At 74.0% G+C, this 17,788-nt stretch carries 16 protein-coding genes; 12 read left to right on the top strand and 4 right to left on the bottom strand.

Features of this window, described 5'->3' with window-relative positions:
- Window positions 1–894 (top strand): hypothetical protein (locus tag ACWGKU_RS33205; RefSeq protein WP_452191674.1); only part of this gene is annotated, 894 nt, incomplete at its 5' end.
- 53 nt (window positions 895–947) lie between these two features.
- Here the strand turns inward: ACWGKU_RS33205 and ACWGKU_RS33200 are convergent.
- Together ACWGKU_RS33200 and ACWGKU_RS33195 are read right to left on the bottom strand one after the other, a co-directional pair.
- A complete protein-coding gene (locus ACWGKU_RS33200) occupies window positions 948–2,117 on the bottom strand; it encodes an NADH-quinone oxidoreductase subunit D (protein ID WP_401055373.1) in 1,170 nt (389 codons plus the stop codon).
- On the bottom strand, window positions 2,114–3,130 hold the full coding sequence (locus ACWGKU_RS33195) for an SAM-dependent methyltransferase (protein ID WP_380357496.1): 1,017 nt from the start codon (window positions 3,128–3,130) through the stop codon (window positions 2,114–2,116). Before ACWGKU_RS33195 ends, ACWGKU_RS33200 begins: the two co-directional genes overlap by 4 nt.
- Window positions 3,131–3,259: 129 nt before the next feature.
- Between ACWGKU_RS33195 and ACWGKU_RS33190 the strand changes: the two genes are divergently transcribed.
- The 8 genes from ACWGKU_RS33190 (at window position 3,260) to ACWGKU_RS33155 (ending at window position 11,286) form a co-directional block, all read left to right on the top strand.
- Entirely contained in the window at window positions 3,260–4,492 is a 1,233-nt protein-coding gene (locus ACWGKU_RS33190) for a sensor histidine kinase (RefSeq protein ID WP_452178835.1), read from the top strand.
- Between the two features lie 87 nt (window positions 4,493–4,579).
- Window positions 4,580–5,269, top strand: a complete 690-nt coding sequence (locus ACWGKU_RS33185) for a response regulator transcription factor (RefSeq protein WP_359910511.1) — start codon at window positions 4,580–4,582, stop codon at window positions 5,267–5,269.
- A 111-nt stretch (window positions 5,270–5,380) separates the two neighbouring features.
- The gene (locus tag ACWGKU_RS33180; protein WP_359910508.1) at window positions 5,381–6,358 is read left to right on the top strand and encodes a Rossmann-like and DUF2520 domain-containing protein; all 978 of its coding nucleotides are present in this window, start codon (window positions 5,381–5,383) and stop codon (window positions 6,356–6,358) included.
- Window positions 6,359–7,264 carry a pantoate--beta-alanine ligase gene (gene panC, locus ACWGKU_RS33175; protein ID WP_401046962.1) on the top strand — a complete coding sequence of 302 codons (906 nt, stop codon included), beginning with the start codon at window positions 6,359–6,361 and terminating at the stop codon, window positions 7,262–7,264.
- 78 nt (window positions 7,265–7,342) lie between these two features.
- Window positions 7,343–7,792 (top strand): aspartate 1-decarboxylase, encoded by a 450-nt coding sequence (panD, locus tag ACWGKU_RS33170; protein WP_359910502.1) that lies wholly within the window; start codon window positions 7,343–7,345, stop codon window positions 7,790–7,792.
- Between the two features lie 15 nt (window positions 7,793–7,807).
- On the top strand, window positions 7,808–9,478 hold the full coding sequence (locus tag ACWGKU_RS33165) for an L-aspartate oxidase (RefSeq protein ID WP_401046966.1): 1,671 nt from the start codon (window positions 7,808–7,810) through the stop codon (window positions 9,476–9,478).
- A gap of 4 nt (window positions 9,479–9,482) precedes the next feature.
- Window positions 9,483–10,451, top strand: coding sequence for a carboxylating nicotinate-nucleotide diphosphorylase (gene nadC / locus ACWGKU_RS33160; RefSeq protein ID WP_359910497.1), 969 nt, complete (start codon window positions 9,483–9,485; stop codon window positions 10,449–10,451).
- Window positions 10,452–10,497: 46 nt separating this feature from the next.
- On the top strand, window positions 10,498–11,286 hold the full coding sequence (locus ACWGKU_RS33155) for a type III pantothenate kinase (protein WP_401046968.1): 789 nt from the start codon (window positions 10,498–10,500) through the stop codon (window positions 11,284–11,286).
- Between the two features lie 7 nt (window positions 11,287–11,293).
- Here the strand turns inward: ACWGKU_RS33155 and ACWGKU_RS33150 are convergent, their stop codons facing one another.
- Window positions 11,294–12,217 carry a hypothetical protein gene (locus ACWGKU_RS33150; RefSeq protein WP_452178834.1) on the bottom strand — a complete coding sequence of 308 codons (924 nt, stop codon included), beginning with the start codon at window positions 12,215–12,217 and terminating at the stop codon, window positions 11,294–11,296.
- Between the two features lie 72 nt (window positions 12,218–12,289).
- Window positions 12,290–12,844, bottom strand: a complete 555-nt coding sequence (locus ACWGKU_RS33145) for a SigE family RNA polymerase sigma factor (RefSeq protein ID WP_359910488.1) — start codon at window positions 12,842–12,844, stop codon at window positions 12,290–12,292.
- Window positions 12,845–13,006: 162 nt separating this feature from the next.
- Here ACWGKU_RS33145 and ACWGKU_RS33140 point away from each other — a divergent pair, with 162 nt between their 5' ends.
- The 3 genes from ACWGKU_RS33140 to lysX all read left to right on the top strand — a co-directional run bounded on the left by ACWGKU_RS33140 (window position 13,007) and on the right by lysX (window position 17,457).
- The gene (locus tag ACWGKU_RS33140) at window positions 13,007–13,753 is read left to right on the top strand and encodes a hypothetical protein (RefSeq protein WP_452178833.1); all 747 of its coding nucleotides are present in this window, start codon (window positions 13,007–13,009) and stop codon (window positions 13,751–13,753) included.
- Window positions 13,754–14,019: 266 nt separating this feature from the next.
- A complete protein-coding gene (locus ACWGKU_RS33135) occupies window positions 14,020–15,804 on the top strand; it encodes a hypothetical protein (protein WP_452178832.1) in 1,785 nt (594 codons plus the stop codon).
- A gap of 96 nt (window positions 15,805–15,900) precedes the next feature.
- On the top strand, window positions 15,901–17,457 hold the full coding sequence (lysX, locus tag ACWGKU_RS33130; RefSeq protein ID WP_359910479.1) for a bifunctional lysylphosphatidylglycerol synthetase/lysine--tRNA ligase LysX: 1,557 nt from the start codon (window positions 15,901–15,903) through the stop codon (window positions 17,455–17,457).
- The last annotated feature ends 331 nt before the right edge of the window (window positions 17,458–17,788 follow it).

Raw genomic sequence — 17,788 nt, 5'->3', positions numbered from 1 at the left:
CCCGAGGCCGCCCCCGCCCCCGCCCCCGCCCCCGCCCCCGCCCCCGTCGATCTCGCGATGCCGACCCTGCGGCGCGAGATCCCACGCGACGAGGTCCCGCTCGACTTCCCCCGCGCCTGGGTCGAGTTCGCCGACCCCGCCGACGAGGAGCAGGTCTTCCGCTGCGACCTCACCTGGCTGACCTCCCGCTGGTCCTGCGTCTTCGGCCAGGGCTGCCACGGCATCCGCGAGGGCCGCGGCGAGTCGGACGGCTGCTGCACGCTCGGCGCGCACTACTCGGACGAGGACGACGAGAAGCGCGTCCTGGGGCACGCGGCCCGGCTGACCCCCGAGCTGTGGGAGAACTTCGCCGAGGGCACCGACGCCAAGGGCCGGATCACGTCCGACGGCGGCATCACCATGCTGGACGAGGACGGCGACCGCCAGACCCGCCGGGTCGGCGGCGCCTGCATCTTCGTGAACAGCCCGGACTTCGCGGGCGGGGCCGGCTGCGCGCTGCACGCGCTCGCGCTCAAGGAGGGCCGCGAGCCGCTGGAGACCAAGCCGGACGTCTGCTGGCAGCTGCCGGTCCGCCGCACCTACGACTGGATCGACCGGCCCGACGACACCCGCTACCTCCAGGTCACGATCGGCGAGTACGACCGCCGCGGCTGGGGCCCGGGCGGCCACGACCTGCACTGGTGGTGCACCGGTGCCCCGGCGGCGCACCAGGGCGCGGAGGCGGTGTACGTCAGCTACCGCCCCGAGCTCACCGAGCTGATGGGACGGAAGGGGTACGAGGTGCTGGCCCGGCTGTGCGAGGAGCGGATCGCCACCAAGGGCGACCGCAGGGTGGCCCCGCACCCGGCGGACCCGGTCAGGAAGTCGAAGAAGGACCGACCGGCGAAGGACTGACCGGCCCCACCGGTCGGCACCGCCCCCGCCCGCCGGCACCGCCCTACTTGTCGCTACTTGTCGATGTCGCCGACCACGAAGAACATCGACCCCAGGATCGCCACCATGTCCGCGACCAGCGTCCCCGGCAGCAGCTCGGTCAGCACCTGGACGTTGTTGAAGGACGCCGAGCGCAGCTTGAGCCGCCACGGCGTCTTGTCGCCGCGCGAGACCAGGTAGTAGCCGTTGATCCCGAGCGGGTTCTCGGTCCACGCGTAGGTGCTGCCCTCGGGCGCCTTGAGCACCTTGGGCAGCCGCTGGTTGACCGGGCCGGGCGGCAGCGTGGCGAGCTTGTCGAGGCAGGCGTCGGCGAGGTCCAGCGAGTTGAGGGTCTGCTCCAGCAGGCACTCGAAGCGGGCCAGGCAGTCGCCCTCCTCGCGGGTGACCACGGTGAGCACCTGTCGCAGTTCCTCGGAGCCGTACGCGAGGTACGGCTCGTCGCGGCGCAGGTCGAGGTCGAGGCCGCTGGCCCGGGCGATCGGGCCGCTGACGCCGTACGCCTCGGCCTGTGCCCGGGTGAGGATGCCGACGCCGGCGGTGCGGGCGCGGAAGATCTCGTTGCCGAGGACGAGGTCCTCGAAGACCGGCAGCTGCGAGCGCACGGTGGCGACGGCGGTGCGGACCCGGCCGAGCCAGCCGGCCGGCAGGTCCTCCTTGAGGCCGCCGACCCGGTTGAACATGTAGTGCATCCGGCCGCCGGAGGCCTCCTCCAGCACGTGCTGGAGGTCCTCGCGGCCGTTGAAGGCGTGGAAGACCGGGGTGATCCCGCCGAGCTCCAGCGGGTACGAGCCGAGGAACATCAGGTGGTTGAGCACCCGGTTGAGCTCGGCGAGCAGGGTGCGGATCCACACCGCCCGCTCGGGGACCTCCATGCCGAGCATCCGCTCGACGGCCATGACGACGCCGAGCTCGTTGGAGAAGGCGGAGAGCCAGTCGTGCCGGTTGGCCAGCATGATGATCTGCCGGTAGTCCCGGGCCTCGAACAGCTTCTCGGCGCCCCGGTGCATGTAGCCGATCACCGGCTCGGCGCTCACGATGCGCTCGCCGTCGAGCAGCATCCGAATCCGCAGCACGCCGTGGGTGGCCGGGTGCTGCGGGCCGATGTTGAGCACCATGTCGGTGGTGCCCGCCGCGCCGGTGAAGTTCTCGGCTCCCGCCCCGATGCCGACCGTGGTCTCCCTCATGCCCCCAGAGTCTGCCATCCCGGCAGGGGCGCCAGGCTCGCAGGTTCCGACATCCGGACGGCCTGTACCAGCCACCCGAACCCGCCCAGCCCGCCCGGGTCGGTCAGTTCGGCCCCCTCCCCCGCCCCGCTCAGCGCCCGCAGGTAGCCGGCCGGGTCGCTGGTGGCCAGCGCGAGCGCCGGGCGCCCGCCGCTCACGCCGAGCGCGCGCAGGGCCTCCCGCTGGGTTGTCCACAGGCTGTGGAGAGCGGGCGCGGCGACGGCGTCCAGCGCGACGTGCGCGGTGACGTCGCAGGAGCCGTCCGGCACCGGGGCCACCTCCCGGCCGTCGCGGAAGCCGGCGTACGTGCCGAACGGCGGCCGCCGCCCGGCGGTGTGCCCGTAGTCGACGGCGACGGCCAGGCCGCGCTCCAGCCCGGCCACGGCCCGGGCCCAGGCGGCGTCCCGGGGGCCGCCGAACTCCACCACCTCGCCGGGCTCCGCGACCGGCCACCAGCGGGCGGCCCAGGCCGCGTCGGCCTCCGACACCGGCTCGCCGAGCCGCTGCTCCCCGGTCGCGGTGTCCACCTCGACGTAGCGCAGCACCCCGTCCTCGTCGACCTCGCCGGCGTCCAGCGGGACGTTGTCCAGCCACTCGTTGGCGAACAGCAGCCCGGTCACCCCGCGCGGCGGCTCGTCCGTCCACAGGGCTGTGGACGGCAGTCCGGCCGGGCGGTCGGCGATCTCCACGCCGTACGGGCGCAGCCGCGCCAGCACCTGCGCGGGCAGCTCGGCCAGGACGCCGGTGAGCAGCTCGCCCCGCCCGGCCCCCAGGTCGACCAGGGCCAGCTCCTCCGGACGACCGAGGGCCGCGTCAACCTCCAGCAGCAGCCGGGCCACCGCACGGGCGAACCTCGGCGAGGCGTGCACGGAGGTGCGGAAGTGCCCGGCGGGGCCCTCCGGCCTGCGGTAGAAGCCCCGCCCGGGGTCGTACAGGGCCTGTTCCATGGCGGGCGCCCACCGCATCCAAGTCATGGGGTGGGACGCTACCCGGCGCCGGACCGCCCCTCCCCATCGGATCAGGTGCTTCTCCGACCTACGGAGTAGGACGGATCGCCCTACCGGCGGACCTGGGCACGCCGGGCGACTGCCTACGCTGGACACGTGCATCGACTCAACGCCTGGCTCCGCCGTCACCCCATGGTGGTCGACGCCGCCTGGGCGTCGATGGTGCTGTTCTTCGGCCTGCTGCCGAACGACGCCTCCCTCGACGAGGGCTGGCGCTTCGACGCCTCGATCCTGGTCGCGGTGCTGCTGCCGCTGCTGATGGTCTTCCGGCGGCGCTACCCCGACCTCACGGTGGCCGCCGCCGCGGGCATCGGTGTCGGCCAGGTGGTCGCGAACGTGTCGCCGGGCGGCTCCTCGATCGCCTACCTGGTCTTCGCCTACACCGGCGCCGCCTTCGGCCAGAAGTGGACCTCCCGGCTGGCCCTGGTGGCCGGCCTGGCCGCCGGGCCGCTGGTGTTCTGGCAGATGAAGCCGGTGAAGACGGTCTTCGACCGGGCGGGCGACGCGCACACCCGCCCGTACACCTTCGGCGAGGCGGCGCTGATCACGCTGCTGATGAGCACGCCGTTCATCCTCTGCTGGGCCTGGGGCCGGCTGACCAGGGTGCGCCGCGCCTACCTGACCGAGCTGGAGGACCGCGCCGCCCGGCTGGAGCGCGAGCGGGACGCCCAGTCCAAGGTGGCGGTCGCCGCCGAGCGGGCCCGGATCGCCCGCGAGCTGCACGACGTGGTCGCGCACAACGTCTCGGTGATGATCGTCCAGGCCGACGGCGCCGCGTACGTCCTGGACAACTCCCCGCAGCAGGCGAAGGAGGCGCTCGGCACGATCGCCTCCACCGGCCGCCAGGCGCTGGTCGAGATGCGCCGCCTGCTGGGCGTGCTGCGCACCTCCGACACCAAGGCCGAGGAGTACGTGCCGCAGCCGGGCGTCGAGGAGCTGCCGGAGCTGCTGGAGCAGGTCCGCACGGCCGGACTCGACGTGGACTACGCCACCTCCGGGCAGCCGCGCGAGCTGCCGCGCGGCGTCGAGCTGACCGTCTACCGGATCGTCCAGGAGGCGCTCACCAACGTCCGCAAGCACGGCGGCCCCGACGTCCACGCCCGGGTCGCGGTCGACTTCGGCGAGCGCGAGCTGGCCGTCCTGGTGGAGGACGACGGGCGTGGCAGCACCGACGAGCAGTTGGCCGCCGGCGGCGTGGACGGTCTCGGCCACGGCCTGATCGGCATGCGCGAGCGCGTCGGCATGGTCAGCGGCAGCCTCGACGTGGGCCCCCGCCCCGGTGGAGGCTTCCGGATCCGCGCCGTCCTGCCGCTCAGGACGGCCCACTAGCCCCTCCGTCCAGCCACCGCCCCCAGCCCCGTCCAGTCCCCAGTCCCCAGCCCCCGTCCGCCGTCCATCCCCCCAAGGAGTCCCACCTTGACCATCCGCGTGATGCTCGTCGACGACCAGGAACTGCTGCGCACCGGCTTCCGGATGATCCTCCAGTCGCAGGGCGACATCGAGATCGCCGCCGAGGCGGGCGACGGCGCGCAGGCCCTGGAGCAACTGCGGCGCACCGAGGTGGACGTGATCCTGATGGACGTCCGCATGCCGCGGCTGGACGGCGTGCAGGCGACCCGCCGGATCTGCCTGGCCGAGGACGGCAGCCCGCTGCCGAACGCCCCGCACGTGCTCATCCTCACCACCTTCGACCTGGACGAGTACGCCTTCGCCGCGCTCAAGGCCGGCGCCAGCGGCTTTCTGCTCAAGGACGTCCCGCCGACCGAGCTGGTGGCCGCGATCCGCGCGGTGCACGGCGGGGACGCGGTGGTCGCCCCGACCACCACCCGCCGGATGATCGACCGCTTCGCCGAGGTGCTGCCCACTCCGCAGAGCGCGCCCGGCTCGGACGTCCTCGGCCCGCTGACCGAGCGCGAGCGGGAGGTGTTCCTGCTGGTCGCCCAGGGGCTGTCGAACGGCGAGATCGCGGCCCGGCTGGTGCTCTCCGAGGCGACCGTGAAGACCCATGTCGGCCGGATCCTGGCCAAGCTGGGCCTGCGCGACCGGGTCCAGGCCGTGGTGCTGGCGTACGAGGCCGGGCTGATCCGGGCCGGGGCCACCGACTGAGCCGCCGAGGCGTATCCGCTCCGGCGTTCGGGCGCGCCCGTAGACTGGGGCGGTACGTCCGGTACCCGTCGAGTGGACTGGAACGGTCATTCAGGACAAGGCAGGACAAGGGTGGACGTGAATCCGTCCGGCTTCGCCGACTCCGGCGAGTTCGCCCCGCTCGCCGACGGTCTCGGCGACCAGGTCTTCGGTGCTCCCGGCGACCCCGGCAACCGCCCGGCCCGGCTGGCCGTCGGCGTGGTCGGCACCGGCCGGGTCGGGCCCGCGCTGGGCGCGGCGCTGCAGCTCGCCGGGCACACCGTGGTCGCCGCCTCCGGGGTGTCCGCCACCTCCCGCCGCCGCGCCGAGGCGCTGCTGCCGGGCGTGCGGATCGTCACCCCGCCGCAGGTGCTGGCCGCCGCCGACCTGGTGCTGCTGACCGTGCCGGACGACGCGCTGGCCGACCTGGTGACCGGGCTGGCGGCCACCGGCGCGGTCCGCCCCGGACAGCTGCTCGTGCACACCTCCGGCGCGCACGGCGTCGCCGTCCTGGAACCCGCCACCCGGGCCGGGGCGCTGCCGCTGGCCCTGCACCCGGCGATGACCTTCAGCGGCACCTCGGTGGACCTGGCCCGGCTGGCCGGCTGCCCGTTCGGCGTGACCGCCCCCGAGGAGCTGCGGCCGGTCGCCGAGGCGCTGGTGGTGGAGATGGGCGGCGAGCCCGAGTGGGTGCCCGAGGAGGTCCGCCCGCTCTACCACACCGCCCTCGCCCATGGTGCGAACCACCTGGTCACCCTGGTCGCGCAGGCGATGGACCTGCTGCGCACGGCCGGTGTCGCCGAGCCCGGCCGGATGCTCGGCCCGCTGCTCGGCGCCGCCCTGGACAACAGCCTGCGCTCCGGCGACGCGGCCCTCACCGGCCCGGTCGCCCGGGGCGACTCGGGCACCGTGCGGCGCCACCTGGCGCAGCTCAGTACGGTGTCCCCGGACATCCCGGCGGCCTACCGTGCGATGGCCCGCGCCACCGCGCAGCGGGCGCTCGCCAACGGGACGATCGACGAAACGTCGGCGGCGGCGCTGCTGGACGTACTGAACGAGGAGAAGCGCTAGATGGCACGCGGTAAGCAGTCGAACAAGCCCCAGCGGACGCCCAAGGTCCACCGGGCCGTCGTGACCCGCACCGTGGACGAATTCGAGGCCGCGTTCTGGCCGGACGAGCAGCCGGTGGACAACGCCGTCGTGATGACCATGGGCGCGCTGCACGAGGGCCACGCCGCGCTGATCCGGGCCGCCCGCAAGCAGGTCGGCCGGGACGGCCGGGTCGCGGTGACGGTCTTCGTCAACCCGCTGCAGTTCGGCGCCGGCGAGGACCTGGAGCGCTACCCGCGCAGCCTCGACGAGGACGTGCGGCTGGCCGAGGAGAACGGCGCCGACGTGGTCTTCGCGCCGTCCGTCGAGGAGGTCTACCCGAACGGCGAGCCGCAGGTGCGCATGGCGGCCGGCCCGATGGGCGAGCGCTACGAGGGCGCCACCCGGCCCGGCCACTTCGACGGCGTGCTGACCGTGGTCGCCAAGCTGCTGCACATCACCGACCCGGACTTCGCCTTCTTCGGCGAGAAGGACGCCCAGCAGCTGGCGATCATCCGGCGGATGGTCGCCGACCTGGACTTCGACGTGGAGATCGTCGGCGTGCCGACCGTCCGCGAGGAGGACGGCCTGGCGCGGTCCTCGCGCAACCGCTACCTCTCGGAGCAGGAGCGCGCACAGGCGCTCGCCCTGTCCAAGGCCCTGTTCGCGGGCCGGGACGCCGCCGCGCAGGGCCCGAAGGCCGTCCGCGAGGCCGCCTCGGCCGCCCTGGACGGCGCCGAGGGCGTCACCCTGGACTACCTCGCCCTGATCGACCCGCACGACTTCTCGGAGGCGGCGGACGACTTCCAGGGCGAGGCGGTGCTGGCCGTCGCCGCGAAGGTGGGCGCCACCCGCCTGATCGACAACGTCCACGTCATCGTCCGCTGAACCGCTGAACCGCTGAACCACCGGCACCACCGGCACCACCCCCCTTCCGGCATGCACTCACAGGAGGCGTGACCCGCAATGCTCCGCACCATGCTCAAGTCCAAGATCCACCGGGCCACCGTGACCCAGGCCGACCTGCACTACGTGGGATCCGTCACGGTGGACGAGGACCTGCTCGACGCCGCCGACCTGCTCCCCGGCGAGCTGGTCCACATCGTCGACATCAACAACGGCGCCCGGCTGGAGACGTACACGATCGCCGGCCCGCGCGGCTCCGGCGTGATCGGCATCAACGGCGCCGCCGCCCGTCTGGTCCACCCGGGCGACCTGGTCATCCTCATCGCCTACGGGCAGATGGACACCGCCGAGGCCAAGGGCTACGAGCCGAAGGTCGTCTTCGTGGACGAGCGGAACCGGATCACCGGCCTGGGCGGGGACCCGGCCGAAGCCCAGGAGGGCACCGGACTGCTGCGCGGCGACGCGGCGTACGGTGGCGGCAACGGCGCGGCCGACGCCGCCTCGCGCTGAAGGAGCCACCCACCGATGTCCACGCACCGCCTCACCGCCCCGGCCCCCGGCTGGACCGCCACCACCGACGTGGTCGTGGTCGGTTCCGGGGTCGCCGGCCTCACCGTCGCGCTCAACGTCCGCAAGGCCGGCCTGCGGGCCATGGTGGTCACCAAGGCCGTGCTGGACGAGGGCTCCACCCGCTGGGCCCAGGGCGGCGTCGCGGCCGCCCTGGGCGAGGGGGACACCCCCGAACAGCACCTGGACGACACCCTGGTGGCCGGCGCCGGCGTCTGTGACGAGGAGGCCGTCCGCACCCTGGTCACCGAGGGCCCGGACGCCGTCCGCCGGCTGATCGCCACCGGCGCCCTGTTCGACCGGGGCGAGGACGGCGAGATCCTGCTGACCCGCGAGGGCGGCCACCACCGCCGCCGGATCGTCCACGCGGGCGGGGACGCGACCGGCGCCGAGATATCGCGCGCCCTGGTCGCCGCCGTCCGCACCGACCCGGACATCGAGCTGATCGAGCACGCGCTCGTCCTCGACCTGCTGACCGACGCGGCGGGCCACGCCGCCGGACTGACCCTGCACGTGATGGGCGAGGGCCAGCGCGACGGCGTCGGCGCCGTCCGGGCCCGCGCGGTGGTGCTCGCCACCGGCGGCATGGGCCAGGTCTTCTCCGCCACCACCAACCCGGCGGTCTCCACCGGCGACGGCGTGGCACTGGCCCTGCGGGCCGGCGCCGCCGTCACCGACCTGGAGTTCGTCCAGTTCCACCCCACCGTGCTCTGGCTCGGTCCGGAGGCCGAGGGCCAGCAGCCGCTGGTCTCCGAGGCGGTCCGCGGCGAAGGCGCCCACCTGGTGGACGCGGACGGCGTCCGCTTCATGGTCGGACAGCACGAGCTGGCCGAGCTGGCCCCGCGCGACATCGTCGCCAAGGCGATCACCCGGCGCATGCAGGAGCAGGGCGCCCAGCACATGTTCCTGGACGGGCGGCACTTCGGCGCCGAGATGTGGGAGCAGCGCTTCCCGACCATCCTCGCCTTCTGCCGCGCCAACGGCATCGACCCGGTCACCGAGCCGATCCCGATCGCCCCGGCCGCGCACTTCGCCTCCGGCGGCGTCCGCACCGACCGGCACGGCCGCACCACCGTCCCCGGCCTGTACGCGTGCGGCGAGGTCGCCTGCACCGGCGTACACGGCGCCAACCGGCTGGCGTCCAACTCGCTGCTGGAGGGCCTGGTCTTCGCCGAGCGGATCGCCGCCGATCTGGCCGGCCGCAACCGGTCCGGCGAGCTGCCCGAGCGCGCGGTGGACGTCGCCGCCGCGCACGCCGCGCAGCCCGTCCCGCTGCCCCCGTCCGAGGCGCGCGCCGAGATCCAGCGGCTGATGTCGCGCGGCGCGGGCATCCTGCGCTCCGCCGCCTCGATGGCCGACACCGCCGCCGGGCTCGCACTCCTCGCCGAACAGGCCTACGCCCACGTCGCCGAGGAGAAGCCGGCCGACCCCCGGGTGGAGACCTGGGAGGCCGCCAACCTGCTGCTGGTCGCCACCGCCCTGGTCGCGGCCGCCGCACAGCGCGAGGAGACCCGCGGCTGCCACTGGCGCGAGGACTTCCCCGAGCGCGACGACGCCCACTGGCGGCGCCACCTGATCACCACCCTCGCCGCCACCGGCGGTCCCGTCAGCACCCCTGAGGAGCAGTAGAACCATGACCCACTCCCACGAGGAACTCCCCCTGGCCGACCAGGGCGGCTGCGGCGACGGCTGCGCCTGTGGCGACGGCGAGGGCTACGAGACCGGTCTGGACCCGCAGCTGGCCGAGCTGCTGGAGCAGGCCGGGCTGGACCCGGTCGAGGTCGAGGACATCGCCACCCTGGCACTGGCCGAGGACCTGGCCGGCGGCGAGGACGTCACCTCGGTGGCGACCGTGCCCGCCGACGCCGTCGCCACCGCCGACTTCACCGCCCGTCAGGCCGGCGTGGTGGCCGGCCTGCGGGTCGCCGAGGCGGTCGTCTCGCTGGTCTGCGAGGAGGAGTTCGAGGTCGAGCGGCACGTCGAGGACGGCGACCGGGTCGAGGCCGGCCAGGTGCTGCTCTCGGTCCGCTCGCGCACCCGCGACCTGCTGACCGCCGAGCGCAGCGCGCTCAACCTGCTCTGCCACCTGTCCGGCATCGCCACCGCGACCAGCGCCTGGGCGGACGCCCTGGAGGGCACCGGCGCGGTGGTCCGGGACACCCGCAAGACCACCCCGGGCCTGCGCGCGCTGGAGAAGTTCGCGGTGCGCTGCGGCGGCGGCGCCAACCACCGGATGGCGCTCTCGGACGCCGCGCTGGTGAAGGACAACCACGTGGTCGCGGCCGGCGGCGTGGCCGAGGCCTTCCGGGCCGTCCGGGCCGCGTACCCGGAGCTGCCGGTCGAGGTCGAGGTGGACACCCTGGAGCAGATCACGCCGGTGCTGGAGGCCGGGGCCGACCTGATCCTGCTGGACAACTTCACCGTCGGGCAGCTGAAGGAGGCCGTCGCGCTGGTGGCCGGCCGGGCGAAGCTGGAAGCCTCCGGCGGACTGACCCTGGCCAGCGCGCGCGAGGTCGCCCAGACTGGTGTCGACTACCTGGCCGTGGGCGCGCTCACCCACTCCTCGCCGATCCTGGACATCGGCCTGGACCTGCGCGCCTGACCGTCCGGACCCGCGCAGCCCCGTCCCGACTCGCAGAAAGCGGCCCATGCTCCTCACCATCGACGTCGGCAACACCCAGACCACGCTCGGCCTGTTCGACGGCGAGGACGTGGTGGAACACTGGCGGATCTCCACCGATCCGCGCCGCACGGCCGATGAACTGGCGGTGCTGCTGCAGGGGTTGATGGGCAACCACACCGCGGTCAAGGAGGCCGCGGTGGAGGGCCTGGCGATCTGCTCGTCCGTCCCCGCCGTGCTCCACGAGCTCCGCGAGGTGACCCGCCGCTACTACGGCGACGTCCCCGCGGTGATCGTGGAGCCCGGCGTGAAGACCGGGGTGCACGTCCTGATGGACAACCCCAAGGAGGTCGGCGCCGACCGGATCGTCAACGCGCTGGCCGCCAACCACCTGTACGGCGGCCCGTGCATCGTGGTCGACTTCGGCACCGCGACCACCTTCGACGCCGTCAACGCGCGCGGCGACTACGTCGGCGGCGCGATCGCCCCCGGCATCGAGATCTCGGTCGAGGCGCTCGGCGTCCGCGGCGCCCAGCTGCGCAAGATCGAGCTGGCCCGCCCGCGCAACGTGATCGGCAAGAACACCGTCGAGGGCATGCAGTCCGGCATCCTCTACGGCTTCGCCGGGCAGGTCGACGGCCTGGTCGAGCGGATGGCCCGGGAGCTCTCCAAGGACCCGGACGACGTCCAGGTGATCGCCACCGGCGGTCTCGCCTCCCTGGTCCTCGGCGAGGCCACCAGCATCGACGTGCACGAGCCCTGGCTGACCCTGATCGGCCTGCGCCTGGTGTACGAGCGCAACCGCCCCGCGAGCTGAGCGGCGCTCAGCGGCCGGGGGTCGGGAAGCCCGGCAGGGCCGACGCGGCCCCCGCCACCGCGTCGGAGGGCAGCAGGGTGGTCAGGCCGGTCGGCGCGGGCGTCGGGATGGTGAGCCGAGTCGTTCCCGGCTGCGGGGTCGGGAGCGGCTTGCCCGCCCGCGGGTCCTTCGGGATGGCCGCCACGACCTTCTTCCAGCGCGGGTCCTTCACCACCGCGGCGAGCTGGTCCGGCGTCAGCGGCGGGTCGGTGCGGGTGATCGGCGTGCCCTGGTCCAGCGGCTTGCGGTTCCACTCCTGGAGCATCAGCTCGTACCCGGTCCCGGACAGCTTGGCGGACCAGGTCTTGGAGCCGGCCGGCTCACCGCTGCGTGTCCCGGCCTGGTAGATGCGCAGGTGCTCACCGCCCGGGAGGTCGGCCTCGGTGCAGGTGTCGTCCGGGGTCGTCGTGGGCGGGCAGGTGGTGTCGCCGACCCGGCGCATGATCCAGAACAGGTACTGGACCGGGCCGTTCCCGTCGTCCAGCACCAGCCGCAGCTGCGGGGTGTCGCTCTCGGTCCCCCGCGCCTCGCCCACCTGCACCGTCCCCGGCGGGAGCAGCTCGGTGAGCATCTGCTGGAACTCCGGGCCGGAGACCGGCGGGCCCGCCGCCGCACCGGAGGAGGCCGAGCCGGCGGACGCCGGGCCGCTCGGCACGGGGCCGGGCCCGGGCAGCAGGCTGCCGATCCCGGCCGCGCCCACCCCGGCCAGGGCCAGCGCGGCGACGCCCGCCACGGTGCCGATCCGCCGCCTGCGGCGCAGCCGGCGCCCGTACGACCAGCCGGTGTCGACCAGCCGGGTGGCCTCGGCGTCGTAGGACCCGCCCGCCCGGCCGAGGGCCTCGGTGAAGGACTGCTCGAACCGCTCGTCGGGCCCGTCGTGCTCAGCGGACATGCTGAACCAACCTCTCTACCAATCGAGTTGACGTGAGTAGTGCGGAGACGTCGCCGTGCCGTGCCGGCCGGCTCAGCGCTCGGCCAGCTCGTCGAGGCTGCCGCCGAGCAACGCGCGGATCCGGCCGAGCGCCCGGAAGGACTGGGTCCGGACGGCCCCCGGGGTGAGCTGGAGGATCGCCGCGGTCTCCTCGACGCTGCGGTCCTCCCAGTAGCGCAGGACCAGCACCGCGCGGTCGCGCGGCGCGAGCCGGCCGAGCGCGTCCACCAGGGCCAGCCGCAGTTCCGGGTCGCCCTGCGGGGCCTCGCCGTCCGGCACCGCGTCGACCGGCCGCTCGCCGCTGGAGCGGCGGCCGCGGTGCGAGAGGAAGACCCGCACCAGCACGGTGTGCGCGTACCCGGCCGGGTTGTCGATCCGGCGCTTGGCCCCGAAGGGGAAGGTGCGGTGCCACTGGACGTAGATCCGCCCGAACGCCTCCTGCACCAGGTCCTCGGCGAGGTGGGTGTCCCCGCCGGCGAGCAGGCAGGCCGACCGGTAGAGCGGTCTGGCGCGGGCGGCCGCGAAGGCCTGGAAGTCCTCGTCCCGCCGCCCGCCCCGGGACGCCTTCCCCTGACCGTCCGGTTGCATCCTGCCCGGCCCCCTCGCTCGTTCTCCCCTGACACCTGGATGACCAGCTGGCCCCCGGATGGCGTTACAGGTGGCGGCGAAAGGTTTTTTCACCAGGCCGAACATGGATGGTTCGGCGCGACGTTACCGACAAATCGGATATTCCTCACGTAGTGTCAGCTCATGCCTACGCCACACGGATCGCGCGGCGGTATGGCCTTCAGCGCCGACGAAGTCCGCGTGTTGCGCCGAGCCCTCGCCCAAGCCCTGCACCCCGCCGTCCCCGTCCACCTCCGGCCCGACCGGCCGGCCCTCGCCGGGCCGGGCGCCGAACTCTGGGCGGAGGACGTCCAGGACGCCCTGCGCCTGACCGAGGCGATCGACGAGGCCGTCCAGGAGGGCGGCCGACTGCGCGCCTTCCTGCTCGCCGACCTCGGACGCTACCGCTCCGCCCTGCCCGGCAGCGCCCCCGGCTACCTGGAACGGCTGGAGGACGCGGTGTCCGACGGGTACCTGCCCGGCCCCGAGGACCTCACCGCGCTGCGCGGGCTGAGCCGCCAGCCCTGCGGCCAGGGCGAGCGGGCCCGCCGCTCCCGGCTGGCCGGGCGCTGCCACGCGCTGGCCGAGGCCGCCGTCCGCGAACGGCTCGCCCTCCACACCGGGCAGCCCCGCCACCTGGTGGCCGTACCGAGCCCCGCCGCACCGCCGCACAGTCACCCCACCCCCGTAGGAGGACAGACCACCATGAGCAGCACCGAGTCCCGCCCGGAGCAGCCCGCCGCCGCGAAGACCCCGCCCCGTCCGCACCGGATGCCCACCCCCGCCGAGCTGTTCGGCCGCCGCCCCAAGCCCCCGGCCCGGCCCGCCCCGCCCGCCGACCTGTCCCCCGAGGAGACCGACGACGTCGAACTCGCCACCGGCACCGGCTGAACCGGCCCGTCCGCCGAACGGAGGGGAGACCGCCACCGCGGTCTCCCCTCCGTTCGTGCGCCGGCCCATCGCCCGCAGGCCGGTCCATGTGTCGACAATGCCGCGATCCCGCCGGCCGCCGTCGATCACGTCTTCATAACCTTCACCCCGATGACCAGGCCGTTCGATCCCGTCCTGGGCGAATTGGCCGCTGATCAACCGGGTTGACGCCCGTTCAACAATCCCTAGGGTGCGGAGCCTCACCACTCCAACCGCGGGGGATTCACATGCTTTCGACTCGCACGCGCCGGATCCTCGGCGCGGGCACGGCCACGATCGTGGCCGCCCTGGCCTCCGGCACCGCGGCCGTCCCGGCGCACGCCGCCGGCACCCAGCTCCGGATCTTCCCGACCGGCACGATCCAGATCTCGACCCAGCCGGCCCCTCAGCCCCAGTTCGGCGAGAACATCCACCTGCGGATCGGCCGGACCGGCACCGACGTCGTGACCGGCGCCAAACTCGCGTTCGACACCACCGGCATCGACGGGCTGGCCACGCTCGGCGTCCCGGGCTGCGCCACCGCGGGCAAGGTGATCACCTGCGACATCTGGCGCCTCGACCTGGAGAACATCAACATCACCAGCCACCCGTGGCTGAGCGCCGTCGCGGGCGTCCGCCCCGGTTCCACCGGCACCGTCCACGCCACCCTCAGCGCCCCCGACGCCGAGACCGCCGAGGCCGACATCCGGGTGGAGATCGGCGGTGCCGGCTTCCGCCCCAAGGAGCCCTCGGAGCAGCGTGACGTCAAGGTCGGCAGCACGCTCCCGTCGACTCTCGCCTTCGCCAACCACGGCGAGGTCGCGGCCCGGCGGGCGGTCGTCGAGGTCTACCTGACCCCGGGCCTCGACGTGGCCACCTGGCCCTCCAACTGCGAGTACGCGAAGGACAAGGGCGACTGGGCGGGCCACGGCTTCGGTTCCCCGATGCCCACCGTGCACGGCATCTGCACCATCGACGGCGAGATCGCCCCCGGCCAGGCCGTCAAGCTGAACGGCCTCGACCTCACCGTGGGCGCGGACGCCCGCTACGCCTTCGCCGGCTACTCCGTCTTCCCCGCCGAGGGAGCGAGCGGCAGCAGCGCTGCGGACCTGCGCGGGCGGATGTCGTTCCAGCGCGGCACCGGCGCTCCCGCCGCCCTGGTGCCGACCTCCGGCGAGGGGATCCCGGACGGCCTCGACTCGAACGCCTACTCCACCGAGCAGGAGGTCCTCGCCGACAACGGCGCCGACTTCGCGGTGAACGGCTCCTGGGCACCGGACGCCTCCGGCACCACCGGCACCTTCACCCTCGGCGCCGTCAGCGGCGGCCCGGCCTCGATCATGGACCGCAGCGGCGGCGAGAGCGCGCCCGAACTCCAGGTGCAGTTCCCGGAGGGGGTCACCGTCACCGGCCTGCCGTCGACCTGCCAGCCGTACGACTACGTCCTCGGCCAGAAGTCCGACAAGCCGCTCAACAAGTTCAACTGCGAGGGGCTGGGCGGGTTCTTCATCCCGGCCGGCGCCACCAACTCCCACAAGCTGACCCTCTCGGTCCCCGCGGGCACCGACGAGCTCACCGCGACGGTCTCGCTGCAGAACATGGCGAGCGCCTACGAGCCGGGCCACCCCAGCGCCGTCATGAGCTGGGACCGCAACCCCGCCAACGACCTGCTGAAGGTCGCCCTGCGGGCCACCCCGGCCACCACCCCCGGCACCGGCGGCACCCCCGCCCCGGCCCCGACCGGGACGCCCACCACCGCGCCCGTCACCGACCCCTCCCCCGCGCCGACCACCGCGGTCGTCCCGGCCGGCCTCAGCGACAAGGACTCCGCGAGCCCCGCCCGGGAGACCGGCACGGGCACCGGCGGCACCGGCACCGGCGGCTCCGGGAGCGTCCGGACCTCCGACGGCCCGCTGGCCGCCACCGGCAGCTCCGCCGCCCTGCCGTTGGCCGCGACGAGCGCCGCCGCCGTGGTGCTCGGCGCCGCCGGTCTGGTCACCGCCCGCCGGCTCCGGGCCCGCCGCAACGGCTGACCCGAGCGGTCCGTTCCCCGGGGGAGGCCGCCGTCACGGCCTCCCCCGCGGGAATCCCGGCGCGGAGCACCGTGTGTGGCTGGCTACCCTTGTGGGGTGAGCGATCAGAGCCTTGTTCCCGCGACCGACGACCTTCCCGAGCAGATGCGCGTCCGGCGCGAGAAGCTGGACCGGCTCCGGGCGGCCGGCGTCGACCCGTACCCGGTCGGATTCCCCCGCACCACCACCATCGCGGACCTGCGTGCCAAGCACCCGGACCTGGAGCCGGACACCGCGACCGGCGAACGGGCCGGTGTCACCGGCCGCGTGATCCTCTCCCGCACCGGCGGCAAGCTCTGCTTCGCCACCCTGCGGGACGGCACCGGCGACCTCCAGGTGATGTTCTCGCTGGACAAGCTGGGCGCCGAGCGGCTGGCGGCCTGGAAGACCGACATCGACCTCGGCGACCAGGTCGGCGTCGAGGGCGAGGTGATCACCTCCAAGCGCGGCGAGCTGTCCGTGATGGTGGACCGCTGGGAGCTCACCGCCAAGTGCCTGCGCCCGCTGCCGGACAAGCACAAGGGCCTGACCGACCCGGAGGCCCGGGTCCGCCAGCGCTACGTGGACCTGATCGTCAACCCCGAGGCCCGCGAGATCCTGCACCTGCGCAGCAAGGTCGTCCGCTCGATCCGCCGCACCTACGAGGACCGCGGCTACATCGAGGTCGAGACCCCGATGCTGCAGCCGGTGCACGGCGGCGCCAACGCCCGTCCGTTCAAGACGCACATCAACGCGTACGACATCGACCTCTACATGCGCATCGCCCCCGAGCTGTACCTCAAGCGGCTGGTGGTCGGCGGCGCCGAGAAGGTCTTCGAGATCAACCGCAACTTCCGCAACGAGGGCGCGGACTCCACCCACAACCCGGAGTTCACCTCGCTGGAGTCGTACGAGGCGTACGGCGACTACGACACCCAGGCCGAGCTGATCCGCGAGACGATCGTCAACGCGGCCCGGGACGCACTGGGCACCACGGTCATCAAGGGCGTGGACGCGCACGGCGTCGAGCACGAGATCGACCTGGCCGAGCCGTGGGAGGAGGTCGCGGTCTACCCGGGCATCTCCGCCCACCTGGGCGTGGAGGTCACCCCGGAGACCGGCGTCGAGGAGCTGCGCAAGCTGGCCGCCGAGCACGGCATCCCGTTCGAGAAGGACTGGGGCCACGGCCAGATCGTGCTGGAGATGGTCGAGCGCCTGCTGGAGGAGAACGCCGTCCGGCCGACCTTCATCAAGGACTACCCGACCGAGGTCTCCCCGCTGACCCGCCAGCACCGCTCGCAGCCCGGCGTGGCCGAGAAGTGGGACCTGGTGATCTTCGGGACCGAGATCGGCACCGCCTACTCCGAGCTGGTCGACCCGGTCGAGCAGCGCGCCCGCCTGACCGCCCAGTCGCTGCTGGCGGCCGGCGGCGACGTCGAGGCGATGCAGGTGGACGAGGACTTCCTGCGCGCCCTGGAGTACGCGATGCCCCCGACCGGTGGCCTCGGCCTCGGCGTGGACCGCCTGATCATGCTGCTGACCGGCAAGAACATCCGGGAGACGGTGCTCTTCCCGCTGGTGAAGCCGGAGCCGAAGGCTTCCGCCGCGACGGCGGAGAAGACCGAGGAGGAGTGACCTGATGGACTACGTCAGCGCGATCGTGCCGCCGCTGGTCATGGCGATCGGCTTCGGATTCCTGGTGCGGGCCATCGTCCGCAGCCAGGGCGGGGCCCAGCGGGCCAAGGAAGACGTCGACTGATCCCGCGCGGGCCGGCAGGCCCCGTGAGGACCGGCGGGCGGAACCCGCGACCGACGCCGTCAGCCGCCCCGAACGACCGGCGGGGCCCCCAAACCGGGGGCCGGGGGGGGGGGGGCGGCGGGCCCGGGGGCGGGGGGGGGGGCGCCCGCGCCGCCCCCCCGGCCGGTACGGCCGGCCACCAGCTGCGCCCAGTGCGCCAGCCAGCCG

The sequence above is a fragment of the Kitasatospora sp. NPDC054768 genome (genome assembly GCF_053612025.1).
The sequence above is the reverse complement of the archived record's forward strand: the minus strand, read 5'-3'. Positions and strand labels throughout refer to the sequence as shown.

Coding starts and splice junctions, on each gene's coding strand:
- ACWGKU_RS33135 (WP_452178832.1), top strand. CDS start 14,020: ATGCTTTCGACTCGCACGCGCCGGATCCTCGGCGCGGGCACGGCCACG.
- ACWGKU_RS33165 (WP_401046966.1), top strand. CDS start 7,808: ATGTCCACGCACCGCCTCACCGCCCCGGCCCCCGGCTGGACCGCCACC.
- ACWGKU_RS33140 (WP_452178833.1), top strand. CDS start 13,007: ATGCCTACGCCACACGGATCGCGCGGCGGTATGGCCTTCAGCGCCGAC.
- ACWGKU_RS33145 (WP_359910488.1), bottom strand. CDS start 12,844: ATGCAACCGGACGGTCAGGGGAAGGCGTCCCGGGGCGGGCGGCGGGAC.
- ACWGKU_RS33195 (WP_380357496.1), bottom strand. CDS start 3,130: ATGACTTGGATGCGGTGGGCGCCCGCCATGGAACAGGCCCTGTACGAC.
- panD (WP_359910502.1), top strand. CDS start 7,343: ATGCTCCGCACCATGCTCAAGTCCAAGATCCACCGGGCCACCGTGACC.
- ACWGKU_RS33200 (WP_401055373.1), bottom strand. CDS start 2,117: ATGAGGGAGACCACGGTCGGCATCGGGGCGGGAGCCGAGAACTTCACC.
- panC (WP_401046962.1), top strand. CDS start 6,359: ATGGCACGCGGTAAGCAGTCGAACAAGCCCCAGCGGACGCCCAAGGTC.
- ACWGKU_RS33155 (WP_401046968.1), top strand. CDS start 10,498: ATGCTCCTCACCATCGACGTCGGCAACACCCAGACCACGCTCGGCCTG.
- ACWGKU_RS33150 (WP_452178834.1), bottom strand. CDS start 12,217: ATGTCCGCTGAGCACGACGGGCCCGACGAGCGGTTCGAGCAGTCCTTC.
- nadC (WP_359910497.1), top strand. CDS start 9,483: ATGACCCACTCCCACGAGGAACTCCCCCTGGCCGACCAGGGCGGCTGC.